Here is a 16977-nt window from a genome sequence, read left to right as displayed (position 1 = left end):
AAACGCCAGCGGAGAGCGATTTGACCATCAAGGGCAAGGCCTACATTGCCGGGATCTACGAACATCCCACCCGGCACGCACCCGATAAATCAACAGCACAGCTACATGCCGAGGTCGCCAAGGGCGCGATCGAGGATGCCGGGCTCACCAAGGACGATATCGACGGCTATTTCTGCGCCGGCGACGCACCGGGCGGGCTGTGGCCGATGGTCGATTATCTCGGCCTTAACACCAGGAAGCTGCGTCACGTCGACTCCACCGAGACCGGTGGCTGTTCCTATCTGATCCATCTCGGCCACGCCGCCGAGGCGATCGCAGCGGGCAAGTGCTCGGTCGCGCTGGTCACGCTGGCGGGCAAGCCGCGCACCGGCCCGATGCCGCCGCGCGCGTCGGGCGCCGAGGCCGATTTCGAATCCGCCTACGGGGCTACCACGCACAATGCCTACGGCATGTGTGCCATGCGCCACATGCACGACTACGGCACCACCTCCGAACAACTCGCCTGGATCAAGGTCGCGGCCTCGCATCACGCGCAATACAACCCGCATGCGATGCTGAAGGAGGTCGTCACCGTTGAGGACGTGCTGAACTCGCCGATGATCTCCGATCCGCTGCACCGGATGGATTGCTGCGTCGTCACCGACGGCGGTGGCGCGATGATCGTCACGACGCCGGAGATCGCCAAGAGCCTGAAGAAGCCGCTGGTGCGCTTGATCGGCCATGGCGAGGCGATGAAGGGCCCGCGCGGCGGCAAGGATCTCGATCTGACTTACTCCGCCGGTGTGTGGTCCGGCCCGCGCGCCTTCGAGGAGGCGGGCGTGACGCCGAAGGACATTAAATACGCCTCGATCTATGACAGCTTCACCATCACGGTGCTGATGCAGCTCGAGGACCTCGGCTTCTGCAAGAAGGGCGAGGGCGGCAAGTTCGTCGCCGACGGCAATCTGATCTCGGGCGTCGGCAAGCTGCCGTTCAACACCGATGGCGGCGGCCTGTGCAGCAACCATCCCGTCAATCGCGGCGGCATGACGAAAATCCTCGAGGCTGTACGGCAGTTGCGCGGCGAGGCGCATCCGAAGGTGCAGGTGAAGAACTGCGACCTCGCGATCGCCCACGGCACCGGCGGTCTGCTCGGCGTTCGCCACGCCGCCTCAACCTGCATTCTGGAGCGTGCGTGATGTCTGAAGCGAAGAAGTACAATGCCCCGGTGACCAACCCGGAGACCGCGCCGTTCTGGGAAGCGGCGAAGGCGGGCAAGTTCATGATCAAGCGCTGCAACACCTGCGGCGAGGCGCATTACTTCCCGCGCGCGATCTGCCCGTTCTGCTTCTCCGACAAGACAGTGTGGGAAGAGTCGAGCGGCGAGGCCACGGTCTACACCTACAGCCTGATGCGCAAATCACCGACCGGTCCCTATGCGATCGCCTATGTGACGTTGAAGGAAGGTCCGTCGCTGCAGACCAACATCGTCGATTGCGATCTGGAGACGGTGAAGATCGGCCAGAAGGTCAAGGTGGTATGGAAGCCGACCGACGGCGCCCCGCTGCCGTTCTTCACGCCGGCCTAGCCTAGAAAGTACCTTTCCCCCTTGCGGGGGAAGGTGGCAGCCGAAGGCTGCCGGAAGAGGGGTTCTCTCCGCGAGAGATGCGTTTGAGGAGCCAACCCCTCTCCCAAACGAGTTTGCGTTTGATGCCGGTGCGGCCCTCTCCCGCAAGGGGAGAGGGCGCAATAACGCGCAACGGCGAAGAAAGAACAGTTCGGGAGAAAACAACAATGCCGATCGTGTACGAACAGCTGATGGCCCTGAAGAATCTCGGCCAGAAATACAGCTACAGCGACCGCGACGTGATGCTCTACGCCTATGGCATCGGCTTGGGAGCCGATCCGATGGACGAGAAGGAGCTCGCCTTCGTCAATGAGGGCGTGCTGACGCCGCGTCCGCTCAAGGTGGTTCCGACGTTTGCCTCGGTCGCGGCCTGGGGCGCCGGTCCCGGCGAGATGAACCTCAACCGCGTCATGGTGGTCGACGGCGAGCGCGACATCACCTTCCACAAGCCGTTCGCGACCGCGGCGCAGATCACGGCCGACTCGACCGTGCTCGACGTGTTCGACAAGGGCAAGGACAAGGGCGCGGTGATCCGCCACCAGACCGTGCTGAAAGACGAGAAGGGCGAGAAGCTCGCCACGCTGGTCGCCTCGCGCTTCGCCCGCGGCGATGGCGGCTTCGGCGGCCCGTCCGACGGCCAGCCCGAGCCGCACAAGGTGCCGGAGCGCGCGCCGGACAAGATCGTCGACATCACGACGCGGCCCGACCAGGCGCTGGTCTATCGGCTCTGCGGCGACCGCAACCCGCTGCACTCCGATCCGGAGTTCGCCAGGAAGGCCGGCTTCCCGCGGCCGATCCTGCACGGCATGTGCACCTACGGCATCACCTGCCGCGGCGTGCTGCAGACCTACGCCGACTTCGATCCGTCGGCCTTCAAGCAGCACGTGGCGCGGTTCTCCTCGCCGGTGTTCCCCGGTGAGACCGTGACCATGGAACTGTGGAAGGACGGCAACGTGGTGTCGTTCGAGGCCAAGGTGAAATCGCGCGGCGTCACCGTGATCAAGAGCGGCAAGACGGTGCTGGCGTAGCCGCGCGTCAAGGCCGGGATGCTCCCTCGCCCCGCTCGCGCGGGGGAGAGGAAGAAGAAAGAACAAAACGGAGAGAACAACCATGGGATTACTCGACGGCAAGGTGGCGCTGATCACGGGCGCCGGCGGCGGGCTTGGTGAAGCCTACGCGAAGCTGTTCGCGCGCGAGGGCGCGGCCGTGGTGGTCAACGATCTCGGCGGCCCGCGCGACGGCTCGGGTTCGGACAAGTCGATGGCTGACAAGGTGGTCGACGCGATCAAGGCCGAAGGCGGCCGTGCGGTCGCCAACGGCGCCGACATCTCGACCTTGGCCGGCGGCCAGTCGGTGTTCGACGACGCCATCAAGCATTTCGGCCGCGCCGACATCCTGGTCAACAACGCCGGCATTCTGCTCGACGAGACCTTCCACAAGGCCAAGGAAGCGAACTGGGACAAGGTGATGAAGGTGCACCTCAAGGGCACCTTCTGCTGCACCCAGCCGGTGTTCAAATGGATGCGCGACAACGGCGGCGGCGTCATCGTCAACACGTCCTCGACCTCGGGTCTGATCGGCAATTTCGGCCAGACCAATTACGGCGCCGCCAAGGGCGGCATTTGGGGCCTGTCCAACGTGCTGGCGATCGAGGGCCGCAAGTACAACATCCGGATCTGGACCCTGGCGCCGGGCGCGCTGACCCGCATGACCGCAGACCTGCCCCGCTACAAGGAGAACCCGGGTGCGGCGCTCGGCCCGGACGGCATCGCGCCGGCGGTGCTCTACATGGTCAGCGACCTGTCCGGCGACCAGACCGGCAAGGTCCTCGGCGTCTCGGGTCCGCGTGGCGTCCGCGAGATGCGGATGATGGAAATGGAGGGCTGGAAGCCGCCCTTTACTGGCTGGAAGGCCGAAGACATCGTCACCCACGCCAAGGAGATCTTCTTCTCCGAGGAGCAGATCAAGATGGGCGCGCGCCGGTTCTGATGTATACCGTCATTCTGGGGCACGCGAAGCGTGAACCCCAATGCGCAATTGCGCATTGTGGAATCTCGAGGTTCCGGGTCTGGTGCTGGCGCACCGTCCCGGAACGACAGACCAGAGGATAGATGCCCAAATGACAAAACTCACCGCCCAGGCCGCAGGAACCTTTGCGATCGCGCCGACCCCGTTCCACGATGACGGCCGCATCGATGAGGCGTCGATCGACCGGCTGACCGATTTCTACACCGATGTCGGCTGCGACGGCGTCACGGTACTGGGCATCCTGGGCGAGGCGCCGAAGCTCGATGCCGCGGAGGCGGAGCAGGTCGCGCTGCGCTTCGTCAAGCGTGCCAAGAAGCTGCAGGTCATTGTCGGCGTCTCAGCGCCGGGCTTTGCCACGATGCGCTCGCTGGCGAAGAAGTCGATGGATGCGGGCGCTGCCGGTGTCATGATCGCGCCGCCGCCGCACTTGCGCACCGACGACCAGATCATTGGCTACTTCAAGCAGGCGCAGGAAGCGATCGGCGACGATATTCCCTGGGTGCTGCAGGACTATCCGCTGACGCTGACCGTCGTGTTCACGCCCGCCGTGATCCGCAAGATCGTGATGGATTCGCCGTCCTGCGTGATGCTCAAGCACGAGGACTGGCCGGGCCTCGAGAAGATTTCGACGCTGCGCAATTTCCAGAAGGACGGCTCGCTGCGGCCGCTGTCGATCCTGGTCGGCAATGGCGGCCTGTTCCTCGATTTCGAGATGGAGCGCGGCGCCGACGGCGCGATGACCGGCTATGCCTTCCCCGAACTCCTGATCGACGTCGTCAATCTGTCCAAGGCGGGAAAACGCGATGCGGCGCACGATCTGTTCGACGCGCATCTGCCGCTGATCCGCTACGAGCAGCAGCCCGGCGTCGGCCTGACCGTGCGCAAATACGTGCTGCAGAAGCGCGGCATCATCTCCTCGAGCGCGCAGCGCAAGCCGGGTGCTGTCATCACGCCGCAAGCGAGGGCGGAGGTCGACTATCTGCTTTCCCGCGTGGCGCGCGTCGATCGCCGCGCCAATCTGCAACCGCAATCCAGTGCAGCAGGCTAGTCATGAATGAGATCGTTGCCCCGCGCCTTGCCTCGACCGTGCTGCTGCTGCGTGACGGGACGTCGTCACGCGAAATCGAAGTCTTCATGATGGTCCGCCATCACCAGATCGAGTTCAACTCGGGTGCGCTGGTGTTTCCGGGCGGCAGCGTCGACAAGAATGACAAGGAGATCGCCGCCGATCCCGCGCTCTATTCGGGCGGAGAAGGGCTCGACGGCGACGCACTCGGCTTCCGGATCGCGGCGATCCGCGAGACCTTCGAGGAGAGCGGCATCCTGCTGGCGCGGCCGCAGGGGTCGAAGCATCTGGTCGATGCGAAGCGTGCGAACGAGATCGCGACCGCGCATCGCGCGGCGCTGAACGAAGGCAAGATCGGCTTCCTCAAGGTGCTGACTGACAACGGCATGGTGCTCGCGCTCGACGAGCTCGTGCCCTATGCGCACTGGATCACGCCGGAGGGCATGCCGAAGCGCTTCGACACCTGGTTCTTCCTCGCCGCCGCGCCGCCCGAGCAACTCGGCGCCCATGACGGCAAGGAATCGACCGACTCGATCTGGGTGTCGACGCGCGAGGCGCTGGAGGGCGGCGAGACCGGCCGCTTCAAGCTGCCGTTCCCGACCACGCGCAACCTGATCCGGCTCGGCAAGCAGCCGAACGTCGGCGCCGCGCTCGCCGACAGCAAGGGCAAGCCGATCGTCGCCGTGATGCCCGTGATGACCAAGACCGCCACCGGCCGCCAGCTCCGCATCCCCAAGGAAGCGGGCTACGACGGCGAGGTGTTCGACGTCGGGGCGCTGGGGTAGCGCGTTATCCTGAGAGATCGAGAGCGCCTCTGACTCGGAGGCGGCGCAATACAATACTAGGCGTCGTCCCGGCCTAGTGCGCAATTGCGCACGGGGGCCGGGATCCAACCACTGAACTGCAATGTTGCGCGACTCTGGAGCCACAGCTTCTTCTGACAACACAACCCTGTGGTAATGGGTCCCGGCCTTCGCCGGGACGACGGGGGAAGGAGAGTCGCTTCTCCACATTTCGGCTTAGATCGAAATATCATCACGTCGCAGCAGTGTAGCTTCCGTCTCAACCATCGAGACGGAATCCCGCCAATGACCGCCACCCACCGCCAGCCGAGCATGGGCTTCGAGCTCGCTTTGCTGCTCGCGCTCGCCACCATGTGGGGCGGCTCCTATACCTTCATCAAGCTTGGTGTCGCGACCATCCCGCCGATCACGCTGATCGCGGCGCGCACCGCGATCGCGGGGCTGTTGCTGCTCGCCATCATGCGGATGCGCGGCGTGACGATGCCGGCGGATGGCGCGACTTGGGTCCGCTTCATCTTCCAGGCGTGCCTCAACAGCGTGATCCCGTGGACGCTGATCGCCTGGGGCGAGCGCTTCGTTGATGCCGGGCTCGCCACCATCCTCAATTCGGCCTCGCCGATCTTCACCTTCCTGTTCACCGCCGCAATCACCCGCCACGAGGCCGCGAGCCTGCGCAAGCTGTTTGGGGTGATATCAGGCATGGCCGGCATCTGCCTGATCGTCGGCGTCGATGCGTTCCGCGATCTCGGGCAGGGGATCTTGGCCGAGGTCGCGATCGTCGCCGCCACCATCTGCTACGCCTGTGCCGCGATCTTCAGCCGCGGCTTCAAGGGGCTCGATCCGATGGCGCCGGCGGCGGGTTCGCTGATCGCGGGCGCTGCGATCCTCGTTCCGCTCAGCCTTGTCGTCGAGCGGCCCTGGACGCTGTCGCCGTCGACGACGTCGCTCGCCGCATTACTGGCGCTTGCGATGTTCTCGACCGCGATCGCGTTCGCGATCTACTTTCACCTGATCCAGACCCTCGGCTCGGTCGGCACCACCGCGCAGGCTTACTTGCGGGTGCCGATCGGGGTGGCGCTCAGCGTCATGGTGCTGGGCGAGCGGTTGAGCCCGACGGCGTGGATCGGCCTCGCCTGCGTCGTGATCGGCGTCGCCGCGATGACGATTCCTGCACGAAGGATCGCCACAGCCTGACGTCATCGCCGCGATGACGATTCCCTCGCGTAAGATCGCCACCGCCTGAAGTTTCGCCCGCTGAAACCGGCGCCTTGCTGCTGTCCGGCAATCCCTGCATGCTGCCCGCAACGAGATCGCAGGGCGGGAAACGGGACGATGTTGCGGCGGATCAGCCTCATTGCCGGTGCGTGCATGGCGTTGCTGGCGATGGCCGGCGCGGTGCGCGCGCAGGACTTCCCGAGCCGGCCGATCCGCATCGTCATTCCCTACGCGCCGGGCAGCGTCGCCGACGTGTTCGCGCGCATCATGGCGCAGGACATGCAGGAGCAGTGGAAGGGGACGATCGTCGTCGAGGCCAAATCCGGCGCCAACGGCTCGATTGCGGCCGAGGAGGTCGCACGCGCCGCGCCCGATGGCTACACATGGCTATTGGTGACGACCTTCTTCACCGCGAGCCCGGCACTGAACACGCAGCTGCGCTGGGATCCGGTCAGGGACTTCGTGCCGGTCGGGCAGATCTGTCTCGCCCCGAACTTCTTCATCGTGCCGACCTCGCTGCCGGTGAAGACCGTCGCCGACTATGTCGCGCTGGCCAAGGCCAAGCTGGGCACACCGAACTACAGCCATCCCGGCAAGGGCTCGACCGGCCATCTCGGCTTCGAACTGTTCAAGCGGCTCGCCGGGATCGACGTCACCGCGATCGGCTATCGCGGCTATCCGCAGATGGTGCCCGATATCGCGAGCGGGCTGATCACCTCGAGCTTCCTGTCGGCCAACCAGGCGCTGGCCCAGGTGCAGTCCGGCAGCATCAGGATCATCGGTGCGATCAGCGACGGCCGCTCGAAATACTTTCCCGACGTGCCGACCATGGCCGAGCAGGGCTTTGCCGAGGCGCAGGTGACGCCGTGGTTCGGCTTCGTGGTGCCGGCGGGCACGCCGCAGCCGGTCGTCGAACGCATCAGCGCGGCGCTCGAAACCGCGCTAGCCTCCGCCGAGGTGCGGAGGAAGCTGGATGTCGCCGGCTGCGACGCCCGGAGCGCGCCGCTGAAACGCTTTGCCGACGTCATCGCGGCGGACGTCGCCCTCTGGGCCCGGGTGGTCAAGGAGGCCGGCATCCAACCGGACTGAGCCGGCCGCTGGCCCCTACCGGAAGCGGTGGGCCGGGGGCAGGGGTGATACAGATCACACCGGCCGGCCCGGTCCTGCAGCATGTTTCCCCAAAATCCGTAATTTCCCGTATATTGGGGCCCATTGGACCCCGGCCCTTGATGACATGACCGCTGAATTGCCGCCGAATTCGCAAGCGCCGCGTGCGTTCTCCCTCTCCATTGGCCAGCTCACGTTCGGCAGCTTCCTGCTGGTCCTGGCTGTGATCATCATCACATCCACCGCCAGCGTGATCGCGATCCGCCACATCGATACGACCTTCGCCGAGCTGCAGCGGCTGCAGAGCGTCGGCGACATCGCCGAGGATATCGACCGCCGCATGAACGAGCTGCGGCTGGCGGCGCGCGACTTCGTCACCGAGCCGGGCAGCCAGTCGGTCCAGGTCGCGGAGGCGGCCCAGTCGCTGAGCGAGATCCTGAAAAAGACCCGCATCAAGCTGGCGCCCGAGCAGCAGGACATGATCGACGGCGTCACCCAGCGGCTGGCGACCTATCGCAACGGCATCGAGCGCATCTCGGCGCTGCTCAGCCGCCGCGCCGAGCTGGTCGCCGGGCTGCCGCCGCTGCGCGAGGCCTTCGACAAGGCGGTCGCCGCAAGCAACGATGCGGCGCTGGCCAATGCGCTGTCGCAATCCCAGAGCCGGATCGCCACCGCGCTGCTGGCGCACAATACGTCCGCCGCCGAGCAGGCCGCGCAGAGCATGCGGGCGATGACCATCTCCGATCCCGCGCTGCGCGGCGCCGTCGACGATTATGCCGAGGCGATCGTCGCGGTCTCGGTGCGCGAGGGCCAGATCGCCGACATCGACAAGGAGGTGCTCGGCGCCGAAGGCCGGCTGATCCAGAAGGTCACCGAGCTGCTCCGCGAGCTCAGCTCTCGCCGCGGCCACGTGCTGTCGCGCGATTTTGCCCGGACGCTGGCTGAAGCAAAATGGCAGAGCATCGTGCTCGGCACGGCGGGCGTGCTGATCGGCCTGTTCGCGTCGGTGCTGGTGGTTCGCCGCACCGTCCGCCCGCTCGCCAGGATCGCGGGCTCGATCCGCAAGGTTGCCGGCGGCGAGAAGAGCGCGTTCATTCCCGGCGCCGACCTCGACAACGAGATCGGTGACATCGCACGCGCCGCCGAAGTGTTCCGCCAGACCCTGGTCGACGCCGACAGCGCGCGCGAGGCGGCGCTGCGCGCGCTTGCCGAGCAGCGGCTCGCCGAGGAGAGCTACCACAAGCTGTTCGAGGCGTCGGTCGAGGGCATCTACGTCACGACGCCGGGCGGCGCGCTGCTCAACGCCAATCCGGCGCTGGCGCGGATGATGGGCTATGGCACGCCGCAAGACCTGATCAAGGGCATCGACGACATCGCCACCACCGTCTATGTCGATCCCGCGGCGCGCGAGCAGTACCAGCAGCTGATGCAGCGCGATGGCATGGTGCGCGACTACGAGTATCAGGTGCGCGCGAGCGACGGCACGGTGCTGTGGCTGTCCGATTCGGCGACCGTCGTCCGCAACGACGAAGGCGAGGTGATCCGCTACGAGGGCACGGTGCGCGACATCACCGACCAGAAGCGCGCCGAAGACGCGATCGCCGAAGGCCGGCGGCTGCTGCAGATGGTCATCGACACGGTGCCCGCCGTCATCAACGTCAAGGACCGCGACCTGCGCTACGTGCTGATGAACCGCTACATGGCCGGGATCTTCGGCATCGAGCCGCAGGACGCGATCGGCCAGACCACTGGCGACCTGATGTCGCGCTACGGCGCGGCGAAGACCGATGAGAACGACAAGCGCGTCCTGTCGGCGCGGCGCGAGCTCGGCTTCTATGAAGAGGAGTACAAGGACGTCGCCGGCAACATGCGGCAATGGCTGGTCAACAAGCTGCCGATCCTCGACGCGCAGGGCGACATCGAGAACATCGTCACGGTCGCGCTCGATATCGGCGAGCGCAAGCGCTCCGAGCAGGAGATGCGCAAGGCGAGGGATTCCGCGGAAGCCGCGCTGCGCAATCTGCGCGAAACCCAGAATTCGCTGATCGAGGCTGAAAAGCTCGCCGCGCTCGGCCGCCTGGTGGCCGGCGTCGCCCATGAGGTCAACAATCCCGTCGGGATCAGCCTGACGGTGGCGTCCGCGCTGGAGCGCAAGACCGCGAATTTCGCCACCCAGGTCGAGCGCGGCGACCTGCGCCGCTCCAGCCTCAACGATTTCCTGAACACGGCGCGCGATGCCTCCTCGCAACTCGTCGCCAATCTCAACCGCGCCGCGGAGCTGATCCAGTCGTTCAAGCAGGTCGCCGCCGACCGCAACTATTCCGACCAGCGCACCTTCGATCTCGGCGACCTCACCGAGCAGGTGGTGATGAGTCTGAGGCCCGGCCTGCGCAAGCACAACCTGACGCTCAACGTCGATTGCGAGCCGAACCTGATCATGAACTCCTATCCGGGACCGTATGGCCAGGTGCTGACCAATCTGTTCCTCAACGCGGTCGCGCATGCGTTCCCGGACGGTAAGGCCGGCGAGGTCGAGATCCAGGTCCACGCCGCCGGCGGCGACAATGTCGAGGTGATCTTCGCCGACAATGGCTGCGGCATGAGCCTCGACGTGCGCCGCCGCGCCTTCGATCCGTTCTTCACGACGCGGCGCGATCAGGGCGGCACCGGGCTCGGCCTGCACATCGTCTACAGCATCGTCACCACGCGGCTCGGCGGCCGGCTCTCGCTGGATTCCGCACCGGGCAACGGCACCCGCATCCAGATGATCCTGCCGCGCGTCGCGCCGCTGGAGCAGGCCGCGGAGTAGGCCGCACTATGGCTCAGACCGACTCGTGCGTTGTTCCGTCATCCTGAGGAGCGCGAAGCGCGTCTCGAAAGATGCTCGGCGCGCGCTGGTGGCCGTCGACCCTTCGAGACAAGGGCGCGCTCCTCCAGCGACAAAGGCAAAGCCTTTGCGCGGGGGTGACGGATCCAGCAGCGAGTTTCCAATCGCTAATTGATATCCGCGAGCTTGTGCAGCGTGGCGCCGAAGATCAGGCTCGCCTTGCCGACCAGTGCGGTGCCACTCATGGTACCGCGGGTATCGGTGAAGGTGCCGGAGACGCCGATGCCGACGGGCGCGGGCCCGCCGAACAGCGGGTTGTCGGTGTCGCGCGGTGTCGTGTGGCGTTGCACAAGGACTTCGCCCTTGAACGCATCGCCCTTCACCGTGTAGCTGCCGGTGTAGTAGAGATAGGCGTCGCCGCCCAGAATCTGGCCGTCGCGGAAGAGAATGACGCCGCTGCCCTTACCGACGCGACCGTCCAGCAGGGTGACGTGAATTGAGTAAAGTCCGTTCTTCATGACGTCCCGATTGCTGGCCGCCGCGCCCACGGCAAGCCAGTTGGTTTTTTATGCCAAAGCGAGCAACCTCGTGCAATGCGGCAGGTTGATTCCCGGGTGTTCCGCGTTCGGGTGACACCCTCGGTTCCTGCCAGGCAGTGTGACGGCGCGATGACAGCGGACCGTACGCGCGAATCAAAGTGGCCCGCGAAATGCATAGCTCTGGTTGCACTGGCCGGTGAGTGCTGGAGCAAACACATGTCTGACTGGATTGAATCCGGCGGCCATTGGGCACGCCCTCGCAGACTCAATGGAACTTCGGCCCGTCATGCGGGCCACGTCATCGTATTCCTCGGGTTGATAACGCTGGTGCTGGTTGCGGCCGTGCGAATCGCGCAAGCGCGCGATCCCGACGGCCGCTACGCCAATTCGCCGCTGAAGGAATGGTTCGACGGCCTGCGCAGCGGCAAAGGGCCGTGCTGTTCGGATGCCGACGGCACAGCGGTCAGCGATGTCGACTGGGAATCCAAGGACGGGCACTATCGTGTGCGCCTCGACGGGGCGTGGATCGATGTCCCCGACGAGGCCGTGGTCACCGAGCCCAACCGGGTCGGTCGCGCCATGGTCTGGCCGATTCCGAGCTACATGGGCGTGACGATCCGCTGCTTCATGCCCGGCAGCATGACTTAGCGCCGCACGCGTGGCTCAGACGTATTTCTGGTCGCGCTCGAGCAGTTCGATTGAGATGCCCTGCGGGCCGCGGATGAAGCAGATCCGCACGCCGGGGCGGATCGTGGTCGGCTCCTTGGTGAATTCGACGCCCTTGGCCTTGATCTCGGCCGCAACCGCGTCGATGTCCTTCACCGTGAGCCCGAAATGATCGAGCCCCTGATAGGGCGTCACCGGCGCGGCGTTGACGCCGTCGCCCTGGGTCACCTCGGCAATGAACACCTTGGCGCCGCCGAGCTGGACGTCGATGCGGCCGGGGCCGCGGATGATCTCGCCGCCGAGAATGTCGCGCAGCCAGGTCGCGGTGGCCTCGGGATCGGGACTGCGCAGGTGGACGTGGTCCCAGGTGACGACAGGCATTGCGATCTCCTTGTTGTTCTCGCGCCGCTTCGGCGCGCGGCACTCGCTCTCGGGCGGCGCGAACTTAGCGAGCGGCCGGCCGTGAGACCATCCCTCCGTGCTGCCGGCCGCAAGATTACCGTCCCGGAATGAAACCATTGCGGCCATCAGCGATTGTCTTTGCGTGGCCGCTCGACCTGCGGCCGACCCGGAAGTCGCACGGTGCGGCTTCCTCTCTGTGTGGGGGCGGCCCGATCAGGCCGCCAGGGTGAGGGCACGACGATGCGGATCGGCTTGGCGTCGTTTCGGAGGTTGGCCGCCGGACGTCTCGGTGAGGGGGGCTTCTACGCCGGCCTGCTACTGCCGCTGATCGCGCTCGCCGGGATCGCCGCCTGGTTCATGCTCCCCGAGCCGAGCGACGCCGGAGACCAGGATGTCTGGCCGGTGTCTTCCTCCATGGTCCGCACCGCGCAGAATGCCTCGACCGGCGCGCAACCGGCCCAAATCACAAATCAGGCCGCGAGGGATGCGCTGGCCGCACCGGCGGACGAGCCGACCACTGTCGGCGTGGCCACCGCCCCACAGGGGACAGAGGAGGCCAGGCCGTCCGGGCCTGGCGCTGAAAGGTCGCCGCTGGACAAGCTGCGGATCGCCTCGCAATCGTGGCGGCGCGGCGGGCTGGGTTCGAAGGCGCTCGTCACCCTGACGCTGCGCAATGCCAACGATTTCGCGGTCAAGGACATCGAGATCGCCTGCGCCTTCATCCGCCGGGACGGTCGGCCGCTGACCGAGCGCAAGCGGCTGATCTCCGACACCATCGCCATGAAAAGCCGCAAAACTTATTCGCGGATGTTGGTCGGATTCGTCAATGTTAACGCAAACAAGGCGAAATGTTCGGTCGTGACCGCGAGCCGCCTCTAATTCCCGGCATCTCGAAAAAGTGACCGCGAATTGACTTGTCGGGTGAACCGTAACGGCCGGACAGGAACTAACTAATAAACCAGCCGTTAGTGAGCGACCGGCAGCGCGGACAGCGTCCGGGTGATCATGCGCAGACGATGAAATCGCCCGCGCGATGACTTATGTCGTCGCGCCGAGATGAACCGCGCCCGCAGCGCGGGGGGAGCTACCAAAATGCCTGTGGCGCGTTATTTCCTGTTCGTTGGTGGCGTGCTGCTCGCGCTGCTCTTCGTCGTCAATGTCATCGTGCCGCAGGAGGCCGTGGTCGGCGGCCAGAACCAGGGCCTGTCGTCGCCGGGCGTCGACAAGACCATGGTGCGCATCAAGTCGATCCAGAAATTGCCCGAGCGGGTGGTCTACGACACCAATTTGCCGACCATCGTTCCGGCGCAGGTCAACGCGGTTGCCGCGGCCATGCCGTCGGCTACGGGCGACGCGTCGGCGCAAGCCCGCGTCCGCAATACGTTCGCCCAGTTCATTCCGCCGGAGAAGGCTGACGCGCAGAAGGTCGCGGCCGAGACAAAGCCGGCCGAGCAGCCCGCGCAGGCCCAGCCTCAGGCGCCGAAGAAGCGTAAGGTCGCGCGCTACCATGCCCATCCCCAGCAGCCGATGCGGCTGGCACAGCCCGGCATGTATCAGCCCTACCGCGTCGCGCAGCAGCAGCGCATGGGCTTCTTCGGTGGCTTCGGTACTTGGTAAGAAAGGCCGCCCGCAGCCGGCAATCGATCCGCCGCCGCAAGCACTTGCGGCGGCATTTTCATGTCCGGGATCAGGCGGGTGGCCGGATCCGCGACGGCGTCCGAGCGCCGCCCGCTACCTTTAGCGCGGCAGGCGCGGAATCTTGTCCGCGAAGCCGTTATAGCAGGTCAGCCGCTCGTCCTCCTCCTTCACGAAGCGGCAATCGTTGACGCCCTTGGCCGGGGCGGCCTTCGGCTTCGGCTGCGGCTTGAAGATCTCGTCGTAGCAGATCAGCCGTTCCTTGGTGGCGTCGTCGATGTCCTGACAGGCCTGAAGCTTCTGGGCGACCGATTGCGGCTTGTCGGGCGCGGCAGGCTTCTCGCCCTTCTTGGCGGCCGACTTCTTGCCGACCTGGACCAGCGGCTTGTCGCCGACCATCGGCTGCGAGGTCGCCGCCGGCTTGTCGGCGTCGGCGGGGGCCGGCGTGGTGCCTTGGGCAAGCGCGGCAGCCGGGCAGAAGAGCGCCAGCGCGAGGATGATATGTTTCATGTCGAAAATGTCCGAAATGGCGTGATGACCGGAAGGATGGCGCCGGGGATCGGAAAAGCCCGGCAAGCGCCGAGACTTAACGCAAGTCTTGCCCGAATCCTACCCCCAGAGGTGACCCGCCCGGCACCGATCCACCGGCAAAAAAGTGGGGGCAATTCGTCGCCGTTCGACCCGCGGGGAGAGCGTGAATTGCCTTTGCCCGGCGGGGTGGCTATGACGACGCCATCTGCGCGACTGGCGCTTGGATGGACCACCATCGGGGAGCGCAGAGACTGAACGCCGCGCGCCTGGGCACCGCTTCGAAACGGAGGTGCCATGACGGCGAACATTCTCGATGGGCATGCACATGCCCAAATTGTCATCGACAAGATTTCTGGCGAACTCGACCGGCTGCCCCGCGCGCCGGGGCTTGCGGTCGTGCTGGTCGGCTGCGACCCGGCGAGCCAGATCTATGTGCAGAGCAAGGTCAGGATGGCCGAACGGCTCGGCCTGCGCGGCGAGGTCGCACGCCTGCCGGATGATGCCAGCGAGGCCGATCTGCTTGCCAGAGTGGAGACGCTCAATGCGCGCGACGACATCGACGGCATCCTCGTGCAACTGCCGTTGCCGGCGCATATCGACGCCTTGCGCGTGATGGCGGCGGTCGATCCCGCCAAGGATGTCGACGGCCTGCATGCCCTGAACGCCGGCCGGCTGTTTCACGGCGACGATGCGCTGGTGCCGTGCACGCCGCTGGGCTGTCTCCGGCTGATCAAATCGACCCTGTCGGACCTCACCGGCGCGCATGCCGTGGTGATCGGCAGCTCCAACATCGTCGGCAAGCCGATGGCCGCGCTGCTGCTGCAGGAGCACGCGACCGTGACCCAGACTCATATCCACACCCGCGGCATCAGCAGGATCTGCCGCGAGGCCGACATCCTGGTGAGCGCGGTGGGCAAGGCCGGCCTCGTGCGCGGCGACTGGATCAAGCCGCAGGCCATCGTCATCGACGTCGGCACCACGCGCGTCGAGAAGCCGGACGGCGGCTATGCGGTGTGCGGCGACGTCTCGTTCGACGAGGCGGTGCAGGTCGCCGGCGCGATCACGCCGGTGCCGCGCGGCGTCGGCCCGATGACGATCGCCTGCCTGATGGAGAACACGGTGAAGGCCGCAAAGGCGAGGGCGGCCCGGCTGCAATAGCGCGGGATGCCTGCGGCGATATGCGCGCGGCGGTGTTGCTCGCGTATCGCGCGAAGTTTCATGACGTCCGGGGTAATGGAAAGCCCGCACCGTTCGTCTAGCATCGCGCGACAGATGGAGGCGCGCGATGCTGTATGCGGAAGATCTCACCGAGGGCCAGACGTTCGAGCTTGGCAGCTACACGATCGGCGAGGCCGAGATCCTGGAGTTCGCCGGGAAATATGATCCGGTGCCGATCCATACCGATCCCGTCGCGGCTGCGGCCGGCCCGTTCGGCGGCCTGATCGCAAGCGGCTTCAACACCATTGCGATCTATCAGCGGCTCGTCGTGGAGGCGATCTGGACCAAGGTGGCGGGGATCGTCGGGCGGAGCTTCGAGATTCGCCTGCCGAGCCCGGTTCGGCCCGGCGCCACGCTCACCGGCCAATCCCGGATCCAGAAGATCACCATCAGGCCTGAGCGGCGCGACGCCGTCGTGATCTTCAAGACGGAGCTGGTCAACGACGAGCAGCGCCCCGTTCTTGTCCTCGTGCTCGACGCGCTGATCCACATGCGGCCGGCGGAGCAGGGGCGGGCGCAGCTCGGCTGAGGGGCATCCCGAAGTCATCCGCCTCGGACCGCGGCCAACGCCGCCATGTGTTCCCCGCACGCGACTTGTCGTCGCGCAATGTTGCGGCAATTATGACAAGCTGGCGGCAGAACAGCAGCGCATCAATGACGTCATCATCGACGAGGTCGTGCTGCCCGGTATTCACTTTGTCGATGCGCCGAAGGCATTCGACCCAAACGGATGTGCCGACGTGAAACGCAGCAGGCAGACGCACGGAGGGATCGAAGCCAGGCGGCGCAAGGCGGAAGAATGGCGCCGCATCCAGACGCAACGCGCCGCTGAACGGCAACGTCTCCGCGACTACAAGATTGCGCTGGCGCGCGACGAGGTTGCCGTAGATACGACGCGGCTCGCACCATCGAACAGCTATTCGACTCCCGATTTCGTGCTGCGCGGAACCTATCGACCGGAGCCCTTCGTCTGCAAGGACTGCGGCGTTGCCGAGGTCTGGACGCCGTTGCAGCAGAAATGGTGGTACGAGACCGCCAAGGGCGATGTATTTACCGCGGCGGTGCGCTGCCGGGCCTGCCGCACCAGGGAGCGCGCGCGCAAATCCGCCGTACGCCGCGTGCATCTGGAAGGACTCGCAAGGAAGAAGCCTCGCGTCTCGTAGCGATGGGCGTGACTTCAGAGTCGCACTTCACATCTGATACGCGGGGAACCGGTGCGCAGGCGGTCAATGCGTCGCGCGTGCGGAACGTTTCGTTGCCTGATTGGTTCGAGACCTTGAAGCCCCCGGTGCGGGGTGCGGGCGGGGAGGAACCAGCCAAGGAAACTTGTCAAG

At 65.8% G+C, this 16977-nt stretch carries 18 protein-coding genes and 1 riboswitch; of the genes, 15 read left to right on the top strand and 3 right to left on the bottom strand.

Features of this window, described 5'->3' with window-relative positions; genetic code table 11:
• The first annotated feature begins 20 nt into the window (after positions 1 to 20).
• The 9 genes from XI02_RS26375 to XI02_RS26335 all read left to right on the top strand — a co-directional run bounded on the left by XI02_RS26375 (position 21) and on the right by XI02_RS26335 (position 10634).
• A complete protein-coding gene (locus XI02_RS26375) occupies positions 21 to 1178 on the top strand; it encodes a thiolase domain-containing protein (RefSeq protein ID WP_018272091.1) in 1158 nt (385 codons plus the stop codon).
• Complete coding sequence (locus tag XI02_RS26370) at positions 1178 to 1567, top strand: Zn-ribbon domain-containing OB-fold protein (protein WP_018272090.1); 390 nt, start codon at positions 1178 to 1180, stop codon at positions 1565 to 1567. The genes XI02_RS26375 and XI02_RS26370 overlap by 1 nt, the downstream gene beginning before the upstream one ends.
• Positions 1568 to 1773: 206 nt before the next feature.
• Positions 1774 to 2634, top strand: coding sequence for a MaoC/PaaZ C-terminal domain-containing protein (locus XI02_RS26365; protein ID WP_018272089.1), 861 nt, complete (start codon positions 1774 to 1776; stop codon positions 2632 to 2634).
• 82 nt (positions 2635 to 2716) lie between these two features.
• Complete coding sequence (locus XI02_RS26360; protein ID WP_018272088.1) at positions 2717 to 3595, top strand: SDR family oxidoreductase; 879 nt, start codon at positions 2717 to 2719, stop codon at positions 3593 to 3595.
• A gap of 130 nt (positions 3596 to 3725) precedes the next feature.
• A complete protein-coding gene (locus XI02_RS26355; RefSeq protein WP_018272087.1) occupies positions 3726 to 4682 on the top strand; it encodes a dihydrodipicolinate synthase family protein in 957 nt (318 codons plus the stop codon).
• A 2-nt stretch (positions 4683 to 4684) separates the two neighbouring features.
• Positions 4685 to 5485, top strand: coding sequence for an NUDIX hydrolase (locus XI02_RS26350; RefSeq protein WP_018272086.1), 801 nt, complete (start codon positions 4685 to 4687; stop codon positions 5483 to 5485).
• 303 nt (positions 5486 to 5788) lie between these two features.
• On the top strand, positions 5789 to 6697 hold the full coding sequence (locus tag XI02_RS26345) for a DMT family transporter (protein ID WP_018272085.1): 909 nt from the start codon (positions 5789 to 5791) through the stop codon (positions 6695 to 6697).
• A 138-nt stretch (positions 6698 to 6835) separates the two neighbouring features.
• Positions 6836 to 7807, top strand: coding sequence for a tripartite tricarboxylate transporter substrate binding protein (locus XI02_RS26340; RefSeq protein WP_018272084.1), 972 nt, complete (start codon positions 6836 to 6838; stop codon positions 7805 to 7807).
• Between the two features lie 145 nt (positions 7808 to 7952).
• Positions 7953 to 10634 (top strand): PAS domain S-box protein, encoded by a 2682-nt coding sequence (locus XI02_RS26335; protein WP_018272083.1) that lies wholly within the window; start codon positions 7953 to 7955, stop codon positions 10632 to 10634.
• Positions 10635 to 10819: 185 nt separating this feature from the next.
• On the opposite strand, the gene XI02_RS26330 is transcribed toward XI02_RS26335, so the two are convergent.
• Positions 10820 to 11170, bottom strand: a complete 351-nt coding sequence (locus XI02_RS26330) for a GrlR family regulatory protein (protein WP_026192881.1) — start codon at positions 11168 to 11170, stop codon at positions 10820 to 10822.
• 237 nt (positions 11171 to 11407) lie between these two features.
• Between XI02_RS26330 and XI02_RS26325 the strand changes: the two genes are divergently transcribed.
• Positions 11408 to 11839: a hypothetical protein gene (locus tag XI02_RS26325; protein ID WP_240537240.1), complete on the top strand. Its 432-nt coding sequence runs from the start codon at positions 11408 to 11410 to the stop codon at positions 11837 to 11839.
• A gap of 15 nt (positions 11840 to 11854) precedes the next feature.
• On the opposite strand, the gene XI02_RS26320 is transcribed toward XI02_RS26325, so the two are convergent.
• A complete protein-coding gene (locus XI02_RS26320; protein ID WP_026192879.1) occupies positions 11855 to 12238 on the bottom strand; it encodes a VOC family protein in 384 nt (127 codons plus the stop codon).
• A 261-nt stretch (positions 12239 to 12499) separates the two neighbouring features.
• Here XI02_RS26320 and XI02_RS26315 point away from each other — a divergent pair, with 261 nt between their 5' ends.
• Both XI02_RS26315 and XI02_RS26310 read left to right on the top strand, forming a co-directional pair.
• Positions 12500 to 13138, top strand: a complete 639-nt coding sequence (locus XI02_RS26315) for a hypothetical protein (RefSeq protein WP_018272081.1) — start codon at positions 12500 to 12502, stop codon at positions 13136 to 13138.
• A 213-nt stretch (positions 13139 to 13351) separates the two neighbouring features.
• Positions 13352 to 13876 carry a hypothetical protein gene (locus XI02_RS26310; protein WP_018272080.1) on the top strand — a complete coding sequence of 175 codons (525 nt, stop codon included), beginning with the start codon at positions 13352 to 13354 and terminating at the stop codon, positions 13874 to 13876.
• 120 nt (positions 13877 to 13996) lie between these two features.
• Here the strand turns inward: XI02_RS26310 and XI02_RS26305 are convergent, their stop codons facing one another.
• Positions 13997 to 14404, bottom strand: a complete 408-nt coding sequence (locus XI02_RS26305; protein WP_018272079.1) for a hypothetical protein — start codon at positions 14402 to 14404, stop codon at positions 13997 to 13999.
• A gap of 220 nt (positions 14405 to 14624) precedes the next feature.
• Positions 14625 to 14704, top strand: a riboswitch (ZMP/ZTP riboswitch).
• A 15-nt stretch (positions 14705 to 14719) separates the two neighbouring features.
• On the opposite strand from XI02_RS26305, the gene XI02_RS26300 reads away from it, so the two are divergent.
• From XI02_RS26300 to XI02_RS26290, 3 genes are all read left to right on the top strand, one after another.
• Positions 14720 to 15583: a bifunctional methylenetetrahydrofolate dehydrogenase/methenyltetrahydrofolate cyclohydrolase gene (locus XI02_RS26300; RefSeq protein WP_018272078.1), complete on the top strand. Its 864-nt coding sequence runs from the start codon at positions 14720 to 14722 to the stop codon at positions 15581 to 15583.
• Between the two features lie 127 nt (positions 15584 to 15710).
• A complete protein-coding gene (locus XI02_RS26295) occupies positions 15711 to 16172 on the top strand; it encodes a MaoC/PaaZ C-terminal domain-containing protein (RefSeq protein WP_016846482.1) in 462 nt (153 codons plus the stop codon).
• A gap of 211 nt (positions 16173 to 16383) precedes the next feature.
• Complete coding sequence (locus XI02_RS26290; protein WP_063710733.1) at positions 16384 to 16806, top strand: zinc-ribbon domain containing protein; 423 nt, start codon at positions 16384 to 16386, stop codon at positions 16804 to 16806.
• Positions 16807 to 16977 lie beyond the last annotated feature (171 nt).

The sequence above is a fragment of the Bradyrhizobium sp. CCBAU 21365 genome, from assembly GCF_015291305.1.
GTDB lineage: Bacteria > Pseudomonadota > Alphaproteobacteria > Rhizobiales > Xanthobacteraceae > Bradyrhizobium > Bradyrhizobium elkanii.
The sequence above is the reverse complement of the archived record's forward strand: the minus strand, read 5'-3'. Positions and strand labels throughout refer to the sequence as shown.